The organism is Ruminococcus sp. NATIVEDY161, from assembly GCF_045819895.1.
Lineage (GTDB): Bacteria > Bacillota > Clostridia > Oscillospirales > Acutalibacteraceae > Ruminococcoides.
In genome coordinates, this window is sequence record NZ_CP162392.1 from 938235 (window position 1) to 962541 (window position 24307).

The window sequence follows — 24307 nt, forward strand, 5'->3', positions numbered from 1 at the left end:
GTCAAGACTATTTGATGATCAAACGCGTTGACGTTTACCGCAACTATGAACTGAATGTAGAGCTGAATATGAATATCCGCCAATTTTTCATCGGTATGGAGGAAAGCGAGAGTATTCCGATTACGGCATAAAATTTACCCGCCTGTTCACATCGCGTGAGCAGGCGGGCTTTAACTTTTTATACTCTAAAACAACAAATCAGAATTTGTTCATTTAACTTCCGATTTACTCTTCCTCAGGATATTTCAATCCCCATTCATTTCTAAGCCTTGTCATAATATCCATTACATCAATCGAATACTGTAGTTTCATAACAGAAGCATCTCCGCTATTAATTGCTGTTTCCATATCTGTAAGCTCATAGTACAAAGCATCTGCCGTATTCCCTGCTGATATTTCCCTTTTTTCGCCGGTTAAGGCTTCTGTAATAATCGCTTTATCAGCACGTGGAAACTCCATTATCTCTATATAGCCCTTTTCACAACTTATCATTGCTCGTTTAGGTTGCTTTGAGTGCATGGTAAGAGCTACAGTTGCCATCTGATTCTTATCATTTTGTAATAGAATAGTCGCCTGCTCATCAACTCCGGTCGGTGCACTCTTCCACTGGCTCATCAGATTTTCGGGTTTTTCTTCCATGAAGCTACGGACAATGCTTAGGGCATATACTCCAATATCAAGCATTGCTCCACCTGCCAATTTTCGATTAAAAAACCTGTTCTTCATATCATAATCTTTGAAGCTTCCAAAGTTCACCGTTATCATCTGAACTTTTCCAAGCTCTCCATTTTCTATGATCTTCCACAGTTCCTTGTATATCGGCATGTGCCAGATTGTCATTGCTTCTGCAAGTATAAGGCCTCTTTCATTTGCCAGGCTGATCATTTCGCATAGTTCTGAAGAATTCAAAGTGATAGATTTTTCAACCAGGATGTGTTTACCATTTTCCAAAGCTTTCTTCATAAAACCATAATGGGTATTATGAGGAGTCGTTATGTAGATAACATCCACATCTTCATCGGCAAACATTTCATCGATTGACGGATAGACTTTTTCGATACCATACTTTTCTGCAAAAGCAACCGCTTTATCATAGGTTCGATTTCCTACTGCATAAAGAGATTTACCCATTTTCTGAAGACCTGCAGCCATTTCATTTGCAATTACACCTGTTCCCAGTACAGCCCATTTTATCTCTTTGCTCATATTTTTCTCGAATCTCCTTCCCTGTAGTTCATCTGTCTTATAATCAGTTATTCTGTAATATAGGTACTCTACAAATACCGATTTATCGGGATGTTAATATAATAGAAATACCGCCCGAGCAAACTCGGGCGGCGGTGGTGGACCATAGGGGGATCGAACCCCTGACCTCCAGATTGCGAACCTGGCGCTCTACCAAGTCACGCGCTTACGCACCCCAAAATTATTCACAAAATTCAATCCGCACATTCGATTTCTCAAGCATTCTCGTTTATACTGATTATATCAAACAAACAGAGGTAATGCAATGAAAAATCCAAAATACCACTTGTATCTATCGCCTGATGAAAGGCGCACAGTCATCAACAGCTTGATTGATTTGAGGAACAACCTAATAGCACAGGGTAGGTACACCGATATCATTGATGAGCTGCTGATCAAGCTCACGAAAACCAAAGTCAAGAAAATAAAAGTCAAGGAGGTCTGAATTATGGCTACAAAGATTACATACACACAGCAGGGAGATTATTTACTTCCCAATCTAAAGTTACCCGAACAGGATAGCCGTCCAATCGGCTTGTGGGGACAACAACACCTTCGCTATATCAAACGAAGCCGCCCTATTCTCTACACCAACCTGCTCTCCAAATGCAAGCTAAACGAATATCTTGCCGATATTGATGAACAGGCACGGAAGATGTACGACGAGCTTGTACAGGCTTTCGCTAAGGAAGAAGGCTGCACCGAACAACTCAAAGCATCTAATCCAATGCTATGGGTGAGTAAGATGAACAATATCCGTAATAGAGCACAGGAGATAGTAAATACAGAATTGATTTACACATAAGGAAAGCCTGATGATTTCGATTGAAGTCATCAGGCTTTTTGCATATTTTATCAAATTGAAAGAATAAAAACGGTTGAACTGAACTATTTAAGGATCGAGATAGCGTCAAGGATGGTTTTCTCCATTGCTTCCTGTCCGTACTTATCGACCTGCATTTTGTCCTTTGCGCCGTGGGTCAGACAGCCTGCGCCGCCGATACAGCCGCCAACGCACGCCATGCCTTCAATGAAGTTCGCTTTAAGAACATTTTTGCTTTTCAGCGTCAGCGCTTTTTTACATTCCTCAATGCCGTCGCAGGAAACCGCATTCAGTTCAAAATCATCAAGCCCCTGCTCCTTCAAGCCCTCGGCAACCGCGTCGGCAAGTCCGCCGCAGCGGGCGAATATTCTGCCAAAGTAGGAAGCGTTGTCGAGCACGCCCTCCTCCAGTGTGGTGAGGTCAATATCCCGGCTGTCAAACAGCGCCTGTAACTCCTCAAATGTCAATGCGGAATCCACATAGGGCTTGACGGTATCCAACTGAACCTCCATCTTTTTTGCCGTACACGGTCCGATGAATACAATTTTTGCATTTGGCGTTGTATCCTTGATATACTTGGCGATCGTCGCCATCGGCGATAGATTGTGTGAGACATTCGGCTTAAGCTCAGGAAATGATTTGTTGATATATTCAACAAAAGCAGGGCAGCAGGAGCTGGTTAAAAAGCCTGTTTCCGCAAGCTCCTTTGATTCCGCTTGCGCTACCATGTCCGCGCCGAGAGCGGCTTCTACGACCGTATGGAACCCAAGCTCTTTAAGACCGGTGATCACCTGACCGAGCTTTGCGTAAGTAAACTGGCTGGAAATAGACGGCGCAACAACAGCATAAAGCTTATAGTTCTTTCCCCGTTCGCATTTCTTCAGCAAATCAATGACATTCAAAATAAAGGATTTGTCGCTGATAGCGCCGAACGGGCACTGATAAACACACGCTCCGCATGAAATGCACTTTTCATCGTTGATCTGCGCCGCCTTATCTTCATTAATGCTGATCGCATTGATTTTGCAGGCATTCTGACAGGGGCGCTTGCGGTTAGCGATTGCGGAATAAGGGCAGACCTTGGCACACTGACCGCATTCCACGCATTTGCTTTTATCGATATGCGCCACGTGATTGTGGTCAAAGTGAATCGCGCCTCGCTTGCACACATCTTCGCAACGGTGAGCCAAACAGCCGCGGCAGGAATCTGTGACCTCATAGCCGGCGGCAGGACATTCGTCACAGGCGATGTCGATTACCTCTATAACATTTTGACGGTCAGAGTTACCGCCCATAGCGATTTTAACACGCTCGGCGAGGATCGCCCTCTCTTTATATACGCAACAGCGCATGGTCGGCGTTTTGCCGGGAACGATGATTTTCGGAATATCCAGCACGTTCTCCAACAGCGTATCGTTCCACGCCTGCCGCGCGACCTCGCGCAGCACCTTGTATTTCAAATACTGCACCTTGGTATCAAATTTTCTTAACTTATTCATTTGCGTTCACCTAAAAATAACTGACCTTGATGCGTTTGCCCATCAGCTTGAGCGCCTTTGAAAGCTCCTGCACCAAATTCATTTTAATGTTGAAATTTATCGGCAAATCGGGATTTTGATGTGCCGGGTTAACAGCCTTGCCGACATAAAAATTTATATCCGTCGCTTCCTCAAACAACAGACGGCTTATAAGCGAAGCACCGTCATTGCTGTAGCCCCATTCCTCATAGGAATCGTTGTTATTAATATAGTCGTTGGCATATTCCACGACCTTGTTGATGGTGATAACGCCTTCGGTTACCAAATCGACGCCCTCCAGCTCCGCAATCGGCGGCACGTCGCTGCGCTCAAAGCTGAGCTTTGGTCTGAGCGGTTTCCGCAGCCACTTTGCGGCGATGGAAGAAGTCGTTCCGCCGCAGATGATATGCTTGCCCTCCTTTGAGAAAAACAGGCTCATCATACGGTCGCAATCGTCCCTGTCGGAAGGAGGGCCGAAAAGAATGTTCATCGGAACACGCTTGCGGATTTTAATAACACAAGCGGTTGCGTCATCGCCGGGCTTACCGTTGTATAGGCGGTTGACCTCGTCAATCAGCAGCGTGGAAAGCACCTTAGCAGTGAAGCCGCCTTCTGACATACCCAGCATATATTCGGCAATATCTTCCCATTTCCATCCGAAGTTATAGGCAATACCGATCCCGGCGTGAGGACAGCCGTCGCTCATGGCGATGATGATGTCATCCTCCTGTAGGCGGATAACAGATTTGTATATCGTTTTTCCGCCGATACTGAGCTCGGTTTTGGCGTAATCGTAAAGAGCGCCGTCGCGGATATAGATGATGTGAGGGTTATCATATTGGATCAGCTCGATGGTACGGGAGTTGATAATGTGCATAATGGTAAAGGTGGAGTAAGCAACGCCGCGTACCGAGCAGACAGGGAGCGTTGCGGCAATGGTAGACACACATTCCTCCAATGGCAGTCCCTCCGCCATCATTGTCGAGATGATCTTGGAGGTCAGCGTAGACAGAATACTCGCTTTTACTCCGCTGCCCATACCGTCCGCCAACACAATAACGGTAGAATCAGCGCCCTGCTCTACTATATCAATATGGTCGCCGCAGAGCTGTTCGCCGTCGTGGTTAATGCTTTTGTAGCCGATTTCCGCACATAAATCATTCATCCGTAATCGACTCCTTCAGCTTTGACAGCGCAATTTTTGTTTCGGCAGCAGTTTCTCCGAGCAGCGAAGCGATCTCCTGTACGATGCGCATTTGCTTATCGACTACCTTGTCTGCGACCTCCACCGTTTGACGGCTGATATCCTCCTTGCGGCGGCGAGCGGTTTCCTCCTCGGTAACGTCCGTCATAATGCAGATCAACATATTGCTCTCTTTGTCGGGAACGACTGTCATTTCCACATAGCGGTCATACTCGGCTAAAAATGTGCGCTCGTTGTATATACCGCGGCGAGTGGACTGCACGTTCATAAACGGCAGAGGATCGAGGATCCTCACCACCTGCGTACCCATTACATCCGACGCGGCTCGCAGATTCAATATCTTCAGTGCGGCGGAATTGATTTGCTGTACCTCCAGCAAATCGTTCACGACGATCAAGCCGTTGGGCGTGTTTTTAACGATTGTGTCCGAAAAGCTTTCCGCTTTGTCCTTCAAAAACGGCAGACACATTGAGATTTCCGCCTTGCCCTGATAAATGGCAACCGCCTTTTCGCGGCAGGTATCGTAGCCGCAGGAACCGCAGTTCAGCTCCTGAGAGGGCTTGAATTTACCCATTTGACGCAAAATCTGATTGATCTCATAATCAGAGGGCTTTGCCGAACGCTGCGCAATGAACTCGAAGATTTTCTTCGTCTCGACCGCTTCCGGTTGATCGATCTCAAAATCATACTTACCGGCGTATTTGGCAACGGCAGCGTAATCACTGACCGGGTTCAGACGGTGCTTTTCCATAACAGGACCGCCTATGCAGCTTCCTGCGCAAGCGCTCATTTCAATAAAGCACTTGTGAACATTGCCGTCCGCAATATCCTTCAGGGCAGCAATACAGTTTTCTACGCCGTCAACCGCAAAGTAAGTATAATCCTGTGCCTTTTGCGACATAGTTTTCAGAATACCGCCGGTCGTCGGGAAAAACCGCGCAAGACTATTTTCTGTATTGTCGGTTTTTTGTTCGAGGGTGATGTTTTCCTCTTTCAACCACGCGGACAACTCCTCGAAGGTCAGTGTGGCGTCAACAATGCCCTTATAATACTCCGCTTCGTCTTTTTTGGCAACGCAAGGTCCGATGAATACGGTCTTAGCGTTGGGAATACGCTTCTTTATATCCTTGCAATGTGCCTGCATCGGCGACAAAACATCGGCAAGATACGGCAAACAGCTCGGGAAATATTTTTGGATCAGCAAATTCACGGAATGACAGCAGGAGGAAATCACGATATCTCTATCCTCATCCTGAAGAATGCGATCGTATTCACGCTTGACGATCGTCGCGCCCAAAGCGGTTTCTTCAACGTCGTAAAATCCGAGTTTTTTCAGAGCCGTACGCATTGATTCAATGCCCACGCCGGTATAATTTGCGATAAATGACGGCGCAAGGCTGACGATAACGGGATCTCCGCTTTGCAGCAGAACGCGCACCTTTTCGGTTTCATCTACGATTTGCTTGGCATTTTGCGGACACACTACAAAGCAGTGACCGCAAAGAATACACTCATTGCCTATAATATGCGCCTGATTTCCGGAAAAGCGAATTGACTTTACCGGACAATGGCGAATACATTTATAACAATTTTTGCAATTTGATTTTTTTAATGTCAAACAGTTCGACATCTTTACGCTCACTTTCAATAGAGTTTTTGTAAAATTTCGTTTTCAAAAAACCTGTCGAAGGTTTCGGGTGTTACGCCCGTAATGATCTCGTCGTCAATCTGAACGGTGACACCCTCGCGGTTGCAGCGTCCGATACAGAAGCTGCCCGCAAGAGTGATCTTATCCTCCAGATTGCGTTCCTCAATAGCCTTTTGAAACAAACCGACTATCTGTTCCGAGCCCTTGAGATGGCACGACGAGCCAACGCATATCTTTATGTTCATTTTTTATACCTTTGACTTTATACTTGTTTCAAAAAACTCGCTGACGTTGTCTGGAGATACCGAATAAAAGGTATCGTCAACGGTAACGCAAACACCCTTTTGACACTGTCCCATACAGAAGGTACCGCCCAGCTCCACTTTGTCACTGAGGTTATTTTCAGCAATAAGATACTGCAGCTGCTCTACCACCTGACGCGAGCCCTTTATGTGGCAGGAAGAGCCTATACATACGGTTACTTTCATATTGACCTACTCCTTATTCGTACTCGACAACATTTACCCAGCTGAGCAGGAACTCGCGCTCCTTTTCGTTGCCCTTTACGGACTGTGAAGCCGCCACGATCGGCATCCACTTCTGGACATACTGCTTAGCGGTGTCGCTCTTTTTGCAGAACAGGTCAAGATACTGCTTTGCTGTTTCTATATCGCCCTTGAGCCAGAACAATAAATAAGTTCTTGCCGCGTCAGCCGCGCCGTTGCCCTGGGTAGCGTGAGACCAGTCGATGATGTAGGGCGTGCCGTCCTCGGCGATGATGATGTTGGACGGGTTGAAGTCGCCGTGGCATACCTTGTTGTGCTTGGGCATTCCGTTTAATCTGGTATGGAGGTCATAGCGTGTAGTAGCGTCCAGCTCAGCCATGCTGATTTTGCTGTTCATTTTATCCTTGAGCTTGTTGAGCAGAGGACAGGTTTTGCTGAGGACCGTAAGCTGCAAATCAACAAACATATTCAGGTACTCATCTTTTTTATCGGGATCTTCGTCCATCAGCTGCTGCAGGGTTTTTCCTTCGATAAAATCAGACACGATCGCCCATTTTCCGTCAATTTTTGTTACCTCATGGATCTTGGGGATATTCAGACCGATCTCCTCGATACGCGCTTGGTTCAGCGCTTCGTTAAGCACATCGGCTTTTGAAAATTCTTCGTTAAAAACCTTTACGCAAAGGTCGCCGTCACGGTAGACGGTTTTAGCGGTTCTTACCGCGATTACTCTATCCAGTGTCATGTTCTGTTCCTCCCTTACAGATTTTTATGAATACCGTTATTAGCTCTGCGGAATGACTGCTTAATATCTTTTTTATCAACTTCTCCGCCGAGTTGTCTTTCGTCGGGTGTTGCGGTTTCCTCGAAGGTCTTGCCGTAATATGCGTTAAGATACATCTGCTTGATTTCGCTCATCAGCGGATAACGGGGATTAGCTCCGGTGCATTGGTCGTCAAACGCCTGTACGGTCATATCGTCAAGTCTGTCAAGAAAGTCCTTCTCATCGGGGACGTATTCTTTAATGGTGGACTTAATGCCGACTCTTGCCTTGAGTTCGTCAATCTTCTCAATCAGATTCGCAAGCTTTTCGCTGTCATTCTTACCGTTAACTCCAAGGTAATCGGCAACCTCTGCATAACGCGCAAGTGTATGGGGATGGTCATACTGCGGGAATGTTCCCATCTTTGCCGGAACCTCTGCCGCATTGAAACGGAGAACCTCGTCAATCATCAAAGCGTTTGCAACACCGTGAGGAAGGTGATGGAAAGCACCGAGCTTATGCGCCATGGAGTGGCATACGCCGAGGAAGGCGTTGGCAAACGCCATGCCTGCCATTGTAGCTGCATTTGCCATTTTCTCTCTGGCTTCGGGGTCATTAAGTCCATTGTCATAGGCTCTGGGCAAATACTCAAAAATCATCTTTAAGGCTCTCAGTGCCAAGCCGTCGGTATAATCTGTTGCCATCATTGAAGCGTAAGCCTCAAGCGCATGGGTAACAGCGTCAATACCGGAAGCGGCGGTCAAGCCCTTGGGTGCTGTCATATGGAAATCAGCGTCGACAATCGCCATATTAGGCAACAGCTCGTAATCGGCAAGCGGATATTTAACACCTGTCTTTTCATCGGTGATAACAGCGAAAGGAGTTACCTCAGATCCTGTACCGGCAGAGGTTGATATAGCGATAAAGTAAGCCTTTTCGCCCATCTTCGGGAATGTGTAGATTCTCTTGCGAATATCGGAAAAGCGCATTGCCATATCCATAAAGTTCGCTTCGGGATGCTCGTAAAGAACCCACATAATTTTCGCCGCGTCCATTGCGGAACCGCCGCCGAGAGCGATAATCGTGTCGGGCTCAAAGGATTTCATCTGCTCTGCGCCTTTGATAGCACAGGCAAGTGTAGGATCTGGCTCAACATCCGCAAAAGCGGTGTACTGAATTCCCAGTTCGTTGAGTTTATCGGTAATGGGCTTTGTGTATCCGTTCTTGTAAAGAAAGCTGTCGGTTACAAGGAACACGCGCTTCTTATTCATAACATTTTTCAGTTCATCAAGGGCAACAGGCATACAACCCTTCTTGATATATACCTTCTCAGGCGCTCTGAACCAAAGCATATTCTCTCTCCTTTCGGCAACTGTTTTGATGTTGACTAAATGCTTTACACCGACATTTTCGCTGACGGAGTTTCCGCCCCATGAGCCGCAGCCAAGGGTGAGCGAAGGCGAAAGCTTGAAGTTGTAGAGGTCACCGATACCGCCCTGAGAAGACGGAGTGTTTACCAAAATACGGCAGGTTTTCATACGCGCCGCAAATTCATCAAGCTTGTCCTTTTCGTTAACAGCGTCAAGGTAAATGGAAGAAGTATGACCGTAGCCGCCGTCCGCAACAAGCTGCTCCGCCTTGCCGAACGCGTCCTGAATGTCCTTAGCGCGGTACATGGCGAGAACAGGGCTGAGCTTTTCATGTGCGAATTCCTCGCTTAGGTCAACTGATTCCACCTCGCCGATAAGAATCTTAGTGCCGGCGGGAACCGTTACGCCTGACAGCTCGGCGATTTTTGCCGCCTTTTGTCCTACGATTTTCGCGTTGAGAGCGCCGTTGATAATGATGGTTTTACGAACCTTATCCAACTCGTCGTCCTTAAGGAAATAGCAGCCGCGTGCAGCAAATTCCTGTTTTACGGCGTCATAGACCTTGTCGAGTACGATCGTGGACTGCTCGGAAGCGCAAATCATACCGTTGTCAAAGGTTTTTGAGTGGATGATTGAGTTTACAGCCAATGTAATGTCGGCGCTGTCGTCAATGATGGCAGGTGTGTTGCCTGCGCCTACGCCGAGAGCAGGCTTGCCGCTGGAATACGCCGCCTTTACCATACCCGGTCCGCCTGTCGCGAGGATAATATCCGATTCCTGCATGAGCAGATTGGTCATTTCCAGCGAGGGAACGTCAATCCATGCTATAATGTTTTTCGGAGCTCCTGCCGCTACAGCAGCTTCAAGAACAACCTTTGCGGCTTCAATCGTGCTTTTCTTAGCGCGGGGATGCGGACTGATGATGATCGCGTTTCTGGTTTTCAGACAGATCAGCGCTTTAAAAATAGCGGTTGATGTGGGGTTAGTCGTAGGAATAACAGCGCCGACAACGCCGATCGGCTCGGCGATCTTCTTAGTTCCGAAAGCCTTGTCCTCTTCTATCACACCGCAGGTTTTTGCGTCGCGGTACTGATTGTAGATATATTCACTGGCATAGTGGTTTTTGATGACCTTATCCTCTACAATACCCATGCCGGTTTCTTCTACTGCCATTTGAGCGAGAGGGATCCTTGCCTGGTTTGCTGCGGTTGCAGCCGCTAAAAAGATAGCGTCAACCTGTTCCTGCGTGTAGGTGGCAAAGATTTTCTGTGCCGCTCTTGCTCTGGCGAGCGCGGCTTCCAGTTTTTCTACGCCGTCAACGATCTCATAAATTTTCTTGTTTGTTTCCATTGTTCTCCTCCTGATTTAATCAATTTGCATACTGTGCAGATGTGCTAAAGATAATGCTAAGTTTTCATTTTGCAGCGCTACGCCCTGCGGGATCTTAAGCATAACAGGCGAAAAATTCCATATCGCTTCAATTCCGCTTGCAATCAACTGATCACAAACTGATTGCGCTGCGTCAGCAGGAACGGTGATTATGCCGATTTTGACGTCGTGCATCTGACAAAACCTCCGCAGCTGTTCCATGGAATAAACAGGCTTACCGGACACGTTACGGATCTTTTCCTCGTCTTTGTCAAATGCTGCTATTATCTCCATTCCGTAATCGCGGAAGCCGCTGTAATCCATCAGAGCAGTTCCGAGCTTGCCCGCTCCGACTAAAATAGCCGGCGCAACTTTGTTGACGCCCAGCGCAGCTTTAAGCGAAGCCGTCAACGCGTCGGTTTCATAGCCTGTTTTGGGCTTTCCTTTTCCGCACACAAGGCTCAAATCCTTGCGCACCAAAACCTCGCCCAAGCCAAGCGCTCTTGCAATCGCCGGTGCCGAAATATTTTCGCTCGTTATGTTTTCCAAATAATGCAGATATGCCGGAAGCCGGCCGAGCGTTGCTTTTGAAATTGCGGATTGCAAAAACTCACCTCCTGTTCGCTTACTCTTATCTTAACAGTAATTTTATTATATTGGAATAACCAAAATGGTATATCAGTGATATACTTATCGATATACCATATCTCGAATAGCAAGATAATCGAAATAGACCGCCTCAAAATATAAACAGCAGCCACTCCCGAAGGGAAAGGCTGCTGCTTTTACTACAGATATTGACTTTTTGATTTGTATAGCTCTGTCATAAAATCCCAGTCAAGCTTGCTGAAACGGTAATCCTTGAGGCATATCAGCATATCCCGGTAGAGCTTATGATTATCGGGACAGCTCTTTTGCACCAAACCAAAGCCGGTAATTACATCGTTGGGCAATGGAGAAACCCACATAAACGTATCCGGATTCTGCGCGAGCAGATGAAACTGACCGCCGCGCTCAAAAACATAAATGTTACGGGAACAGTTGACGGTATGTTCGTCCTTAAGCACGGTCGCCGCAGGCAAAGAAGGAACATACGGGTCGGCATGTGAAATCTGTATATACGGCTCTAAATCCTTATAGTGTATCTCCTCTTTTTCGGCAAGAGGATTTTTTGCGTTCATCACCAACACATATTGGAATTCCGCGACCAATTCATACCTCAAGCCCTTTTCATCAAGCAATGTTTTGAAATAATTATCAAAATGGGAGGCGTAACGGATAATCCCCAAATGATAATTGTGCTCCAATATATTTTTTATGGCGTTGTTTGAGTTGGTTTCCTGATAATATATTTCAGCCGAGCCTTTGTCGATACAGTTTGTAAATTTTGAGAAGGCGTCGGCGATGTAGCTTGCGCGTGGAACAGAAACAGAAAAGGTTTGTTTCGCGGGTAATTCCGATTTATACATCGTTTCAAGTTCATCGAGCTGCCGGAGAATGTTTTTTGCGTATGCCATAAACTCTTCGCCTTTGGGAGTAAGTGTCATACCTTTTGATGTGCGCAAAAAGATAGTGATCCCCAAATCCGCTTCAAGCTCTTTTATGGAACGGCTTAAATTCGGCTGTGCCACAAGCAACGTTTCGCTTGCCTTGTTGATCGAACCGGCTTTTGCGACCTCAACAGCATACTTCATATGGATAACATTCATCCCGACACCCCCTTAGACTAATAAAATAATAACATACTTTGTAAAGAATTGCAATATAAATCAAAAGCGACTGTCGTCAAATAACAGCCGCTTTTGATAATGATTGGTGATAATTGTTAAAGTTGACAGCCCATATAACCAAGGGCTGTCTTGATTGAAGCGTATTAATGTATCGTTCTAATATACTTCAATAATCAGGGAAAACAAGGCAAATCAGCATATCCTTGTTTTTCATACACATTATAACAAACCCTGACAATAAAGTGAATTACTATTTTGTATAATGAGTTATATCAAAATCGGAAAACGTAAAAGACGCCGCACTGATTCTTTAATCTGTACAATGCCTTGGCTTCCAATCGGCTGTCTCTTATTTGATTTCAAGCCATTCTTATAAATACCGTTTTGAAATATGGCAGTAGTCATTCGGGAAATTATCAATAGTATAACAATGGGATCACTTAAAAAAAGTTATATCGGTTGTTTTGATACAATATGTTAATATTCATTATTTTAATATCAAATGAAAGTTAGCTAAACAAACAATGCTTTATTTTTGAAATAGCCGTTTCACAAACCCTCTTAGCCGTATCAGCATCACTAAACCCGTGATCGGTGGCGATATCGGTATAGGGCAGCGGCTTGATTGGCTTTTCCTTCGGCTTGCCGTTTTCGTCTAAATCATTCTTGTCAGTATAATGCGTGCTGAAACATTCAGGGCAAAAGCCGAGGTGCTGGGCGAGCATTATCTTTTCTGTGTATTCCAAGCTATCGTAGGCTTCATACAGCTTATTATAAAGCTCCTGCTTGAAAAAGATATTTTCGGGATTGAGTGAGGAATCCGGCAGAAGGAAGTCGGTGGTTCTTGTATCATCCTCATCGTTACTCTGAACATCTACATAGTTTTCAGTAAGAATACCGCCCTCGATGATAGACTTTGTTTTCTCATAGCTTTCGCCGATTTGCGCCGCAACCTGAGAAATGGTTTCCTCCGTAAATTTGCCGCCTGAATGATTGAAAATATCCATCACTTTACGGAGTCGAGCATATTCAAATTCACTTTGCACGGAATAGCCCGTCCGCATTGTACGAATATAGTTATGCGCCTCACGCTCCATATACCAATTGGCGTATGGGAAAAACGGCGATTTGGATATATCGTAGTTTACCAAAGCTTTACACAAGCCATACGCCATTGCCTGCTTTATATCAGCGAAATGCTCTTCCATTTTGTATGTTTCCCTATATTCCTTTGCCAAATAATTCATCTGCGGCTCATAGTAGTGCAGAAACCAATAGAAATATTTGTCGTTCCCGGTTTGAACATACATCCGAATATACTCCTGCAAATCCCATTTAGGCGGTGGCGGAGTAATGCGGTACATATTCAAATCTTTACTTTCAATATGGCTCACTTTTGCTTTAATCTCCTGTCCGTTTCCATATATATATTCTCACGCTTCATATCTGCTTTGTATTGACCGTTAGCGTAGTTGTCGTCAAACTTTGCTTTTTGCCAATACTCTTTTGCAACCTTCAGCGCCATTGCAGCAAACTCTGCTGTGATGGTGCTTCTTTTTTGTTCCACACGAATTGCAGAGCAGCGACTCTTGTAAATCGGATTGATTGGATTGCCTTCGGAAAGTTCCTTTTCCTTCATCCTCGCCGCATATTTTCGGCAGGTAATTGGCTTCCCTTTTAGCGTGTAAGGCGCGGTTCCGTTGCAATATACCTGTCGCCTTGCAGAAGTCATCAAAAAATATCGCTTACAGATTGGACACCTTCTCGGATAATGACCGTAGTGCAAGCCCTCGAAGAAATCTGTCAGAACAAAGCTGTAGTAATTATCAAAAAACATCCTTCTCGCTGTAACCATCGTTTTGCTTTTAGCGGTCTTTCGCATAGCGACATACTCGGATGTTACATCAAGCTTTTTGTTGCCAAATATGTCTAGCGCAATCGATAATAGGTGTGGCTCGTCAAATCGTTCCGCTTCATTTAGTCTGTTACAAAACTCGGTTAAGCCCTCAAATGCTTCCCTCATATCGTTGCTGATACGATCATAGAAAGTCAGCGTTGTCATCATATCATTAAGTAGGTTGTCCGCTGTTTTTTGCTGAACTTCATCTATTTCGATCGGCAGTAAATCCAACGCGGATTCATTGATTCCCATAGCTAAAATCTGAGCCTTTGCATTGAAATACTCTCGGATAAAGTTTGCGTTATCCTCTGTAAAAAGTTCAGATATTCTAATACGCTCTGCTTCAACATCCAGCTTAGTGAACGGTTGCAGCTTGGGCAAGGTCAGCAATATCTGCTGAATCTCCCAACCCGCTTTCAAAAAGTCTTTGTTATCAAGATAACCGGAAGAGATCGTATCGTATAAATGCCAGCTGTATTGTTTGTATACAGCCAACCGAGCCGCCGTATCATCCTTATAGTATTGGTTCAAAAGGTGCGTAGCGAACGTACCGGCAGAGTAAGTTTTGTTGCCGATTCGTATTCTTCCGTCACGAAAATCGGCGCTGAAAAAGCTGATTTTTTCCAAAACTAACACCTCCTCACTATCCTCACTATCCTCACTATCCTCACTATGCTTGAATGAAAAAGTGAAGCTAAGGTAAAAACACGTTAGCAGTCAATTTCGTCCAAGCTGATTGAAATTTGAGCCAGTTTCGACGTTCAAAACGCGGAAACGAAGCTGGTTTTACTTAATGTGGCAATCATCAGTGCATAGCAAAGCTGACAGACCGCCTCTCGATTTTGTCAAAGTGAAACCGACCTGCCATTTCAAACAATATAGCCGGTCACTGCCCGCAAAATCGTAAAATTACTTTGTTAATAATGTGGGATTGAGATTGACCTCATCAGAGGGGATCGCGTGTAACCCCAGCATTTTCAGAAGAAGCTTTACTTCCTTTCGATCTTCCGCTTCAAATGGAGATTTGCCCCCGAGCTTTTCCCGTCTGGTGCTGTTAATATGGTTCATCATAAGCACCATATCGTCCTGTGTGTAAGGGTTGAAGCTTTTGCCCTTACGCAGAACATAGCGGATATATTCGTGGTTCTTTTCAAGCTGAGCCTTTTGCCAAGATGCCTGCGGATCACAGTAAAATAAACGTGTCCTTCGCTCGCCCTGATCCGTCTTTTCAAGCTCCTGTGTGTACTTGAACTCACTGCCGTTGTCAGTCAGGATAACCGGGAAAATTTTGCGGAAGTTTTCCACCCCGACAAGGCTTGTCAGGTAGTCGAACTGTTCCACAACCGTTGCCGCCTTGCCGTCCCTCATCAGCATAATCAGCATCAAATTCGTCTTGCGAAACAGCAGCGTCAGCATCCGTTTTCCCTGCTCCCGGCATCCTTTAACCGTGTCCATCTCAACAACGTTAATATCAGGGTGCTTCTCCATATATTTCACAAAATCAAGGTAGGTTCGCGTCTGTCTGAACTTCTGGTTTTGAAACGCCTCAGATTCTTCACGCTTCTTTTTTCTCTGCTTGTAAGAAACCTTCCTGCGCAAATCAAAGTTGTTGACCTTTAAACAACCCATGTCAATGTAACGGTACAAGGTGCGCGGTGAAACGCCGATTTCATCGCCGTGTTCCGCATAGATATGCGAAATCGGCTGTCCTTTGCGAATCAGCGGGGAAACAATCGAGTCAATACGTTTCAACTCGTCCTTGTTTGCGTGAGTTTTCTTTCGCGCCTTGGAATAACGCTTTTTGGACATCGCGTCGGCTTGGTTCGCCATGTAGTAAAACCTGTCGCATTTGCAATTCCTGCGGCGGGAACAAACATTGCAAACATACGGCGGCTTTTGGAGAACAGAGCAAAGGGAGTTGTCGTACTTGTTGCAAAGTTCTCTGCAATTAAAGTCAAAGCACCAGACACATTTGCGTTTGCAGTCAAAGTTGCAGCAAAGATTCTTTTCCTCGCATTCGTTGGCAAACCGGCAGTCATTTCCGTGCGGCTTAGATCCTTTGGCGGGAGTTCGGTTCAGCTTGATTTCGTTGGAAACCGCAGTAACTGACATGCCGATCTTATTTGCAATTTCAGTTAAATTCAATCGCTGATAAATTCCGCTTTCAATAATGATTCTTTGTGATAAATTGATTCTGCTCATAATTACCTGCTTTCCGCAGGCAGTAACCGAAATCATTCTACCACGCCAACCGTCAACCTTGACTGAACGCTGAGAAAAATGCTGAAAAGTTTTTGAAGGCGACGGGAACTCGGAAATATCCAACCGTTTTCGCCTTCAAAATGACGAGTGTAGCATTTTTCTCACCAACCCGTCAAGGTCAAGCCGCCTTAGGGCGGTGACTGCGTTAAAAGGCTCCGAAAATCTGGAAATATCCAAATATATACCCTGCACTTTTGTCAAGGTGAACCTCAACTAACTGAGCAAAAAAATCGAAAAAATTTGGGGTTCACTTTGACAATTTAGGCTATCCTCACTATCAAGTCTACCAAAACAAGTGTCCCATAAAACGCCCTTTGCTCCGATTTTGAAAATTTTTTTGAAATTTATGTTTTCCAAATTATAAAAATATCGGCTTGAATTCTGATTGTTCAGTATTCAAGCCGTTTTTTTATGTTTTCTTTTTGATTTTCACTATGTTTTCTTAAAACCCTAAGTTTTCGGATTTTCGTGTATTTAATACAGTAGAGGGACGAAAAGCCCTCAAAAATACACGAAAGGAGATACAAGCTATGGTACTGAAAATTACCGAAGAGCTGTCCGACAGAGTAAACCGCATTGTTCGTCATTCGTGCTGCAACTGCATTGATGACAACTGCCTGTTGCTCGACGACGGCGAAGAACACAGCTGCGTGCAGCTGATCAGCAAGTACGGCATTTACTGCAACTATCTTTTGAAATGCGTATTGCCTGCTTTCCCAAAACTCTATGGCGACATACTCGCCTACAACGAAAAACTGAAAGGATGATTTTATGAAAACACTAAACAATTTTAAGATTATCGGTATCGACCACGGTTACGGCAATATCAAAACCGCTAACCATTGTTTTAAAACGGGTATCACTACCCACGACAGCGAGCCGCTGTTTACAAAGGATATGCTCACCTACAACGGCAAGTATTATCTGATCGGCGAAGGTCATAAGGAGTTTCTGCCCGAAAAGCAGAACGATGAGGACTACTATATTCTTACGCTCGCTGCTATCGCAACAGAGCTCGCCGATGAAGGGCTTACCGAAGCGGAAGTGATTATCGCCGCAGGCTTACCCTTGACTTGGACAAGCGGACAGAAGGCAGATTTTGCCGCATACCTGTCAAAGAACAAGGAGGTAGAGTTCGCTTTTCGGAATGTAAGTTATCATATCCGAATCTGTGATGTGAAAATCTATCCGCAGGGTTATTCTGCGGTCGTGCCTATCAAGTCAACGCTCAAAGGGTTGAGTATGGTAGCGGATATTGGCAACGGTACGATGAACACGCTCTACCTTGTCAACGGCAAGCCGCAAAGCGGAAAGATGTTCACTGAGAAGTTCGGCACTTATCAATGCACTCTCGCTATTCGTGAGGGCTTTATGCGTAAAACACGCAGAGAGCTGAATGACTATATTATCGACGAGGTGTTGCAGACAGGCACGGCGGATATTCCCGTTTCAGATTTAGAGATCATCACCGCTATTACGGAGGAATATGTTGCCGAGATTTTCCGCCGCCTGCGTGAACACGGCTATGATGAAAGCACGATGAAGCTCTATGTCTGCGGCGGTGGTGGTTGCCTGATCAAGAATTTCTATCACGGAAATCTCGACCGTGTAAAGTTCATAGACGACATCTGTGCTGCCGCAAAAGGCTATGAATATCTTGCAGACGTTTATCTGAGAGCCGAGGCGAAGAATGAAGGACGTGTATAAAATGACAGTGCGTTTTGATTTGACCGACGCTCGAGAGCGTGCTCTCGCAGAATATATGCAGACGCTTGACGTAAAGAAGTATCAATCCCGCAATCAGTTTGTGTTAGATGCGATCGCAGATTATGTAGATTTACAATCAATCACCCGTGAACAGCACGAGGAAGATATCCGAAGCATTATCCGTGAAGAAATGCGGGCTTGCTTTGCCAAAGCAAACTTTGCTCTGCAACCTGTAAATCCTGCTTTAAGCGCAGAACAGCAGGAAGAAGCCGAACAGGATATTTTGGATGACCTAAAGCTGTTTGATTGACGGCACGATGACGGCAAATTTCAAGACCGATATTAAAATTGACGGCAAAATGCCGTCATATCAAGACAGTATTATAATCAACAGCATAAGGCAAACAGAATCCGTCTCGTATTACCACAGGGCGGGTTTGTCTTATACTGTAGCAAGCAGGGAATTTGTACGGCAAATTCCAAATACAACAGCCTCCACGCTGTTGTAAATCTTTAGGGACACCCTAACACCCGATGAAAGAAGGAATAATATGACAGATAAAAAAGCGAGAATCGAGCTGCGTGTTACGCAGTCCGAGAAGAACAAGATAGCTAAGCTTGCCAAAAGCTGCGGCTTATCTCAATCCGAATATGTCAGACAAAGGACATTGGGTTACGCACCGAGAACGGTGCTGCCTGATGTCTTTTTTGATTTCTACCAAATGCTCTGCCGATTGTGCGACGAGGTTGCCGATAAGGTATCACCTGATACCGAGAACCGGTTGCTCGAAACAGTTGATGAAATCCAACGGCAATTGCTTTTGCCTGAGAAATCCACAACGGCACAGATCCGTGAGGAGGTAGCGACGTGGCAACCACAGGCTTCTGGCCCGTCAAAGGACGGCTAAAGGATGTTATCAATTACGCAGAGAATCCCGACAAAACTATTGAGCGTAAATATCTTGATGATGACTTAGCCGCCACTCTCAATTACGTTGAGAACAGCGACAAGACAGATCAAACGATGTATGTCAGCGGAATCAACTGCCCGAAGAAACGAGCCTATGAACAGATGATGACCACCAAGCGGCATTTCGGTAAGCTCGGCGGTAATGTGGCGTATCACGGTTATCAGAGTTTTCGGTCAGGTGAGGTCACGCCCGAAGAAGCACACCGAATCGGAATTGAAACCGCCAAGCGTATGTGGGGCGATGATTATGAGGTTGTCGTAACGACACATCTAAATACCTCAAATATTCATAATCACATTGTCCTAAACAGCGTTTCCTTTCGCACCGGTAAAAAATTTGAAAATCATATTTCCGACCATTACAAGCTGCGTGAGATTTCAGATGAGGTCTGTCGTGAGTATGGTAAATCTATTCTTGAAAACGCTCCGTTCTACGGCGGCGACAAAGCGTATTGGGTACGCAAAAGCGGACGGATACCACACAAGGATATGCTGCGACACGATGTTGATGAAGCCTTAGCCTGTACCATCAAGGCATTTGATTTTGAATTGTATCTCCGTTCGCTCGGATATCAGTTTGTGCGGACTTTTAAATATCAGCATCCTTCCGTGATCGCTCCCGACTGGCTGAAACCTGTTAGGTTAAGCAGTCTTGGCAAGGATTACACCAGAGAAGCGATTCTCAGACGGCTGCAATCTCAGCGTGAAGATAAATACTTCGTGGATTTCTATACACCGAAATCGTATTATCAGCGCCAACCGCTGATTGTGAGAATCAGAGATTTTGAGAAAAGAACAGAGCCCGATGTTATCACGGCGCTGTTTGAGCTTATCATCACTATCGCAAAGCTTATCACAGGCAACAACGTTCAAAAAAGAGATTACCGTCCTGTTTCGCCCGAATTGAGATTGGAAATACAGAATCTCGACCGAACGCTGGCGGAATATCATTTTCTCCGTGACCACAACGTGGAGTGCGCAGAGGATTTTGTATCTTGCCGAAAAAAGATTGCTGAACAAATCAAGGCTTATGAAACTGAGCGGCAGCATATCCGTAACCGAATACGCAGAGCGAAAACACCCGAAGAAGATTATTCTCTAAAAGAACAATGCAGAGAAATCACAAAGAAGCTAACACCCTTGCGTAAGCAGCTTATTATCTGCGGGCGCATTGAAAACAAAGTGCCTCGACTCCGTGCTTTGATCGAACAGGAAAAGCAACTGGAGCAAGGCAGGTACAAGTACAAATATTATCACCAAAATAAAACGAAACAAAGGAGATATGAAAGATGACCAATATATCAATCAACAAATTACACGAATTCAGAGACCACCCTTATCAGGTGCTCGACAACGAAGAAATGAACAGCTTAATCGAGAGCGTTCAGCAGCAGGGCATTATGACGCCGCTGATTGTACGACCGTTGGAAAACACAACCGACGAATACGAAATCATATCCGGACACCGCCGTTTCCGTGCGGCGCAGAAGGCAGGGCTCACAGAAGTTCCTGCCTTTATTCGTCCCGTCAGCCGTGACGAAGCAGCGATTATGGTGGTGGACAGCAACCTTCACAGGGAGCACCTTCTGCCGTCGGAGAAAGCGTTTGCTTACAAATTGAAATATGACGCTCTGAAACGTCAGGGCAAGCGCACCGACTTAACTTCGTCCCAAGTTGGGACAAAGTTACGAACGGACAAAATCATTGCGATTGAAGCCGGAGAAAGCCGCAATCAAATTCAGCGCTATATCCGCTTAACTAACCTTATACCCGAATTGCTCGAGCTGATGGACGAGGGCAAAATCGCCTTTTCCGTAGGTGTGGAGCTGTCCTACCTCAGTGTTAATATGCAGTATTATCTGCTGGATGTTATCGAGCGTGATGACTGCACGCCGTCCTATTCTCAGGCATTTCATATGCACAAGGAAATGCACAACGGAACACTCACAATGCAATATGTTGACAAGCTGATGGCAACAGAGAAGCCAAATCAGCGTGAAATGCTGAAAATTCCCGCCGAGCGCGTTCGGGCTTTTGTTCCGAAGAACTACACCGTCAAGCAGACAGAAGATTATATCGTCAAGGCGGTTGAACATTACAACAAATATCTGCGCCGCCAGCGTGACAGGGAGAGGTGAGATAAATGAAAACCGATATAAATGACCACACCAAGCAGTACCGTTTTATCGACGGACACCGCGTCTGTATCTCGTTTGCAAAAGAACCTAATACCGACTTATTCGGAAATATCAGGGGTATTTTGCTCACCTGCGCAGATACCTCGTACATTTGTCGGAGCGATCAATCTGTTGATAAAATGATGGTATCAGATAAGGAGGTATCGTAATGGAGAAAAACAGAGTTTGCTGTTTGTACCGTGTTTCGACAGACAAACAGGTAGATTATGACAATAATAATGAAGCGGATATCCCGATGCAGCGCAAAGCCTGTCACCGATTTGCCGATAAGATGGGATGGACGATCGTTCACGAGGAACAGGAGGACGGCGTATCCGGTCATAAGATCCGTGCCGAGAACCGTGATAAAATACAGGCTATCAAGGAGCTTGCCCGCAAGGGGAAGTTCGATATCCTCCTTGTGTTCATGTTCGACCGAATCGGACGTATCGCAGACGAAACGCCGTTTGTTGTAGAATGGTTCGTCAAAAACGGTATTCAGGTATGGAGCACGCAGGAGGGTGAACAGCGCTTTGATAATCATATCGACAAGCTGCTCAACTATATCCGCTTTTGGCAAGCTGACGGTGAGAGCGAAAAGACCTCTATCCGTACACGCACAAGTCTTGGTCAGATGGTAGAGGAAGGGCACTACAAGGGCGGTAACGCAGCACTTGGCTATATGCTCGTCAAAAGCGGCAGGCTGAATAAGCGAAAGCACGAGCTGTACGATTTGAAGGTCAAAGAGGAGGACGCTGCTATTGTCCGCTTGATTTTCGATAAGTACACCAAAGAGGGCTTGGGCGTTCAGAAAGTCGCCAATTTTCTCAATAACGGCAGTTATTCCAATCCCACGGGCAACCGCTGGTCGTACAACACAATCCGCAACGTGCTGCACAATCCAACCTACACCGGTTATCTGCGAAGCGGTGACAGCCGATCGCCGTTTATTCCCGAACTACAAATCATCTCTCAGGAACAATTCGACAGAGCACAAGAGATTCTGCGGCAGCGTGCCGACGTTCTGAAAAACAAACCGCGTGTGCCGATGAATATGAAGGGCAACGCCTTGTTGTCCGGCAATGTGTTCTGCGGACACTGCGGAGCGAGGCTGCACTTATCCACGGCGAATAAGTGTTACACCAAAGCCGACGGCACAAAGGTCAAAAAACCTCGAGTTCGCTATGTCTGTTACGGAAAGACACGTAAGATCACGCCGTGCGAAGGGCAGTCCGCATATATACAACACAAGCTCGACAGCATGGTAGAGAAAGTCGTAAAAGAAATCTTTGACCGTATTAAGGGCGTTCCCAAGAGTGCCATCATCAACTCACGCTACAAGGAAGAGCTTGCAGTCAGAAAGGCAAACCTCAAACGCACTCAGTCTGAGTATGCCAAAGAGCTTGAAAAGCTGAACAAGCTCCGTGAGGAGGTTGTAAAGTCGATTCAGGGCGAGAGTGCTTTTTCACAGTCTATGCTGGCAGGGCTCGTCGAGGATTCCGAGAAAAAATCTGAATTATTGAAAGCACAGTGCGAAAAGGCTGAACTTGATGTAGAATCCTCAAAAACGCTCATTAAAGATTTGAACGACCAATATGACGAAATCATTTCGTGGTCAAGCCTTTATGACAGTGCTACCATTGAAGCAAAAAAGATGATAGTAAATTCGATGATCAAACGCGTTGACGTTTACCGAAACTATGAACTAAATGTAGAGCTGAATATGAATATCCGCCAGTTCTTCCTCGGTATGGAGGAAACAGAGAATATTCCGATTACGGCATAAAAATTCCCCGCCTGTTCACATCGCGTGAGCAGGCGGGTTTTTACTTTTTATACTCTAAAACAACAAATCAGAATTTGGTGGATAATATCATAAACTCTCCCGTATCATCACTGATTTAAGCTCTAAAATAATAGCATTCAAATCTTCAGTCAGATTATCGCTGTGTATCAGCATATCGTCAAAAAGTCGGTTGAGGTTTTCTTCAAAGTGCTCAGGAAGAATAGTGCAATGATTTCTGCAAAGCTCAATCAATCGCTTTTCTCCCGGATGCGTTTGCTTGTTCAATGCGAAAATCACATCAAAATACGATTCCAAAAAGGCGGCTGTTCTGTGAACAACGCTTACCCTGTCATTTCTGCCGTTCGCCTTTTTCAGTTGCAGGGAGTATGCGGGCATAGCGCCGTATAAAAGAGCTGTGTTTCTTTTGATGATGTTATTTCGGAGTTCTTCGGGATAAGGAACGGAAAAGCGTTTTTTGGCGTTCCAAAGCCTTCCGTACTTATCGCAAACAATTTTACAGGTCAAAAGGTTATGCCACATACAGGTAGTATATCCGTTGTATGCCTCAAACCTTTCCACAACTTTCGCAACACCGTCACAAAATTCGTCCAGATCGCGGTAAAGGATGTCGATGTCGATTCCATTGTTCAGAACACAGTTATCCTCGTATTCCCAGTAATGGTTTCCAATCTCCATAGATTGGCAGTAATCAGCCAATAATGCGCGTCTGCTTTCTTCTCCGATTGGCGCTGTGATGTAAACATACACATCATAATCGGATTTTTCATCATAGTTTTCTCCCGAACGGGAACCGCCGAGCGCGATTGCCTCGACCTGATCAAATTCGGATAGTTTTTCAAATAGTTTATTTATCATTTTATCATCACCTATATATTTCGATTTATCGGGATGTTAATATAATAGAAATACCGCCCGAGCAAACTCGGGCGACGGTGGTGGACCATAGGGGGATCGAACCCCTGACCTCCAGATTGCGAACCTGGCGCTCTCCCAGCTGAGCTAATGGCCCTTGTCAATTGTATGAAATTGTAAATTGTTTTGGGGTGCGTAAGCTACCCACTCGGGCTCCCAGCTGAGCTAATGGCCCTTGTCAATTGTATGAAATTGTAAATTGTTTTGGGGTGCGTAAGCTACCCACTCGGGCTCCCAGCTGAGCTAATGGCCCTTGTCAAATGTATGAAATTGTAAATTGTTTTGGGGTGCGTAAGCTACCCGGTCGGGCTCCCAGCTGAGCTAATGGCCCATGTCAAATGTATGAAATTGTAAATTGTTTTGGGGTGCGTAAGCAACCCACTCGGGCTCCCAGCTGA

24 protein-coding genes and 1 tRNA gene are annotated in these 24307 nt (G+C 45.5%); 10 read left to right on the plus strand and 15 right to left on the minus strand.

The annotated features are described in order from the left end of the window. Positions 1-225: 225 nt before the first annotated feature. Positions 226-1206, minus strand: a complete 981-nt coding sequence (locus tag AB1I50_RS04515) for a Gfo/Idh/MocA family protein (protein ID WP_407725046.1) — start codon at positions 1204-1206, stop codon at positions 226-228. 304 nt (positions 1207-1510) lie between these two features. Between AB1I50_RS04515 and AB1I50_RS04520 the strand changes: the two genes are divergently transcribed. Together AB1I50_RS04520 and AB1I50_RS04525 are read left to right on the plus strand one after the other, a co-directional pair. Then, positions 1511-1690 carry a hypothetical protein gene (locus AB1I50_RS04520; protein WP_407725047.1) on the plus strand — a complete coding sequence of 60 codons (180 nt, stop codon included), beginning with the start codon at positions 1511-1513 and terminating at the stop codon, positions 1688-1690. Between the two features lie 3 nt (positions 1691-1693). Next, complete coding sequence (locus tag AB1I50_RS04525) at positions 1694-2050, plus strand: TnpV protein (protein ID WP_407725048.1); 357 nt, start codon at positions 1694-1696, stop codon at positions 2048-2050. Between the two features lie 83 nt (positions 2051-2133). On the opposite strand, the gene AB1I50_RS04530 is transcribed toward AB1I50_RS04525, so the two are convergent. The 12 genes from AB1I50_RS04530 to AB1I50_RS04585 all read right to left on the minus strand — a co-directional run bounded on the left by AB1I50_RS04530 (position 2134) and on the right by AB1I50_RS04585 (position 16399). After that, positions 2134-3567 carry a 4Fe-4S dicluster domain-containing protein gene (locus AB1I50_RS04530; RefSeq protein WP_407725049.1) on the minus strand — a complete coding sequence of 478 codons (1434 nt, stop codon included), beginning with the start codon at positions 3565-3567 and terminating at the stop codon, positions 2134-2136. Positions 3568-3577: 10 nt separating this feature from the next. After that, positions 3578-4750 (minus strand): SpoIIE family protein phosphatase, encoded by a 1173-nt coding sequence (locus AB1I50_RS04535; RefSeq protein ID WP_407725050.1) that lies wholly within the window; start codon positions 4748-4750, stop codon positions 3578-3580. Beyond that, positions 4743-6419 carry a [Fe-Fe] hydrogenase large subunit C-terminal domain-containing protein gene (locus AB1I50_RS04540; protein WP_407725318.1) on the minus strand — a complete coding sequence of 559 codons (1677 nt, stop codon included), beginning with the start codon at positions 6417-6419 and terminating at the stop codon, positions 4743-4745. Before AB1I50_RS04540 ends, AB1I50_RS04535 begins: the two co-directional genes overlap by 8 nt. A gap of 14 nt (positions 6420-6433) precedes the next feature. Next, positions 6434-6682 carry a (2Fe-2S) ferredoxin domain-containing protein gene (locus AB1I50_RS04545; RefSeq protein ID WP_407725051.1) on the minus strand — a complete coding sequence of 83 codons (249 nt, stop codon included), beginning with the start codon at positions 6680-6682 and terminating at the stop codon, positions 6434-6436. A 3-nt stretch (positions 6683-6685) separates the two neighbouring features. Further along, a complete protein-coding gene (locus tag AB1I50_RS04550) occupies positions 6686-6925 on the minus strand; it encodes a (2Fe-2S) ferredoxin domain-containing protein (RefSeq protein WP_407725052.1) in 240 nt (79 codons plus the stop codon). A 13-nt stretch (positions 6926-6938) separates the two neighbouring features. Continuing rightward, positions 6939-7688, minus strand: a complete 750-nt coding sequence (locus AB1I50_RS04555) for a phosphotransferase (protein ID WP_407725053.1) — start codon at positions 7686-7688, stop codon at positions 6939-6941. A gap of 14 nt (positions 7689-7702) precedes the next feature. After that, complete coding sequence (gene adhE, locus AB1I50_RS04560; RefSeq protein ID WP_407725054.1) at positions 7703-10426, minus strand: bifunctional acetaldehyde-CoA/alcohol dehydrogenase; 2724 nt, start codon at positions 10424-10426, stop codon at positions 7703-7705. Between the two features lie 15 nt (positions 10427-10441). Next, a complete protein-coding gene (locus AB1I50_RS04565) occupies positions 10442-11050 on the minus strand; it encodes a redox-sensing transcriptional repressor Rex (RefSeq protein WP_407725055.1) in 609 nt (202 codons plus the stop codon). A gap of 182 nt (positions 11051-11232) precedes the next feature. Further along, positions 11233-12153 (minus strand): LysR family transcriptional regulator, encoded by a 921-nt coding sequence (locus AB1I50_RS04570; protein WP_407725056.1) that lies wholly within the window; start codon positions 12151-12153, stop codon positions 11233-11235. Between the two features lie 530 nt (positions 12154-12683). Beyond that, entirely contained in the window at positions 12684-13568 is an 885-nt protein-coding gene (locus AB1I50_RS04575) for a hypothetical protein (protein WP_407725057.1), read from the minus strand. After that, complete coding sequence (locus AB1I50_RS04580) at positions 13565-14701, minus strand: DUF6076 domain-containing protein (RefSeq protein ID WP_407725058.1); 1137 nt, start codon at positions 14699-14701, stop codon at positions 13565-13567. Before AB1I50_RS04580 ends, AB1I50_RS04575 begins: the two co-directional genes overlap by 4 nt. 282 nt (positions 14702-14983) lie before the next feature. Next, positions 14984-16399 carry an IS30 family transposase gene (locus tag AB1I50_RS04585; RefSeq protein WP_407724899.1) on the minus strand — a complete coding sequence of 472 codons (1416 nt, stop codon included), beginning with the start codon at positions 16397-16399 and terminating at the stop codon, positions 14984-14986. 467 nt (positions 16400-16866) lie between these two features. On the opposite strand from AB1I50_RS04585, the gene AB1I50_RS04590 reads away from it, so the two are divergent. The 8 genes from AB1I50_RS04590 (at position 16867) to AB1I50_RS04625 (ending at position 22976) form a co-directional block, all read left to right on the plus strand. Next, positions 16867-17103, plus strand: coding sequence for a cysteine-rich VLP protein (locus AB1I50_RS04590; RefSeq protein WP_138157315.1), 237 nt, complete (start codon positions 16867-16869; stop codon positions 17101-17103). A 4-nt stretch (positions 17104-17107) separates the two neighbouring features. Continuing rightward, positions 17108-18043, plus strand: coding sequence for a ParM/StbA family protein (locus tag AB1I50_RS04595; RefSeq protein WP_407725059.1), 936 nt, complete (start codon positions 17108-17110; stop codon positions 18041-18043). A 1-nt stretch (position 18044) separates the two neighbouring features. Further along, positions 18045-18353, plus strand: a complete 309-nt coding sequence (locus tag AB1I50_RS04600; protein WP_407725060.1) for a hypothetical protein — start codon at positions 18045-18047, stop codon at positions 18351-18353. Between the two features lie 241 nt (positions 18354-18594). Beyond that, positions 18595-18951: a plasmid mobilization protein gene (locus AB1I50_RS04605; protein ID WP_407725061.1), complete on the plus strand. Its 357-nt coding sequence runs from the start codon at positions 18595-18597 to the stop codon at positions 18949-18951. After that, a complete protein-coding gene (locus AB1I50_RS04610; RefSeq protein WP_407725062.1) occupies positions 18912-20306 on the plus strand; it encodes a relaxase/mobilization nuclease domain-containing protein in 1395 nt (464 codons plus the stop codon). The genes AB1I50_RS04605 and AB1I50_RS04610 overlap by 40 nt, the downstream gene beginning before the upstream one ends. Then, a complete protein-coding gene (locus tag AB1I50_RS04615) occupies positions 20303-21151 on the plus strand; it encodes a ParB/RepB/Spo0J family partition protein (protein WP_407725063.1) in 849 nt (282 codons plus the stop codon). Before AB1I50_RS04610 ends, AB1I50_RS04615 begins: the two co-directional genes overlap by 4 nt. 5 nt (positions 21152-21156) lie before the next feature. Then, positions 21157-21360 (plus strand): hypothetical protein, encoded by a 204-nt coding sequence (locus tag AB1I50_RS04620; protein ID WP_407725064.1) that lies wholly within the window; start codon positions 21157-21159, stop codon positions 21358-21360. Then, positions 21360-22976: a recombinase family protein gene (locus AB1I50_RS04625; RefSeq protein WP_407725065.1), complete on the plus strand. Its 1617-nt coding sequence runs from the start codon at positions 21360-21362 to the stop codon at positions 22974-22976. Before AB1I50_RS04620 ends, AB1I50_RS04625 begins: the two co-directional genes overlap by 1 nt. 87 nt (positions 22977-23063) lie before the next feature. On the opposite strand, the gene AB1I50_RS04630 is transcribed toward AB1I50_RS04625, so the two are convergent. Both AB1I50_RS04630 and AB1I50_RS04635 read right to left on the minus strand, forming a co-directional pair. Then, the gene (locus tag AB1I50_RS04630) at positions 23064-23852 is read right to left on the minus strand and encodes a nucleotidyltransferase domain-containing protein (RefSeq protein WP_407725066.1); all 789 of its coding nucleotides are present in this window, start codon (positions 23850-23852) and stop codon (positions 23064-23066) included. A gap of 78 nt (positions 23853-23930) precedes the next feature. Next, a tRNA-Ala gene (locus tag AB1I50_RS04635) sits at positions 23931-24006 on the minus strand. Between the last annotated feature and the right edge of the window lie 301 nt (positions 24007-24307).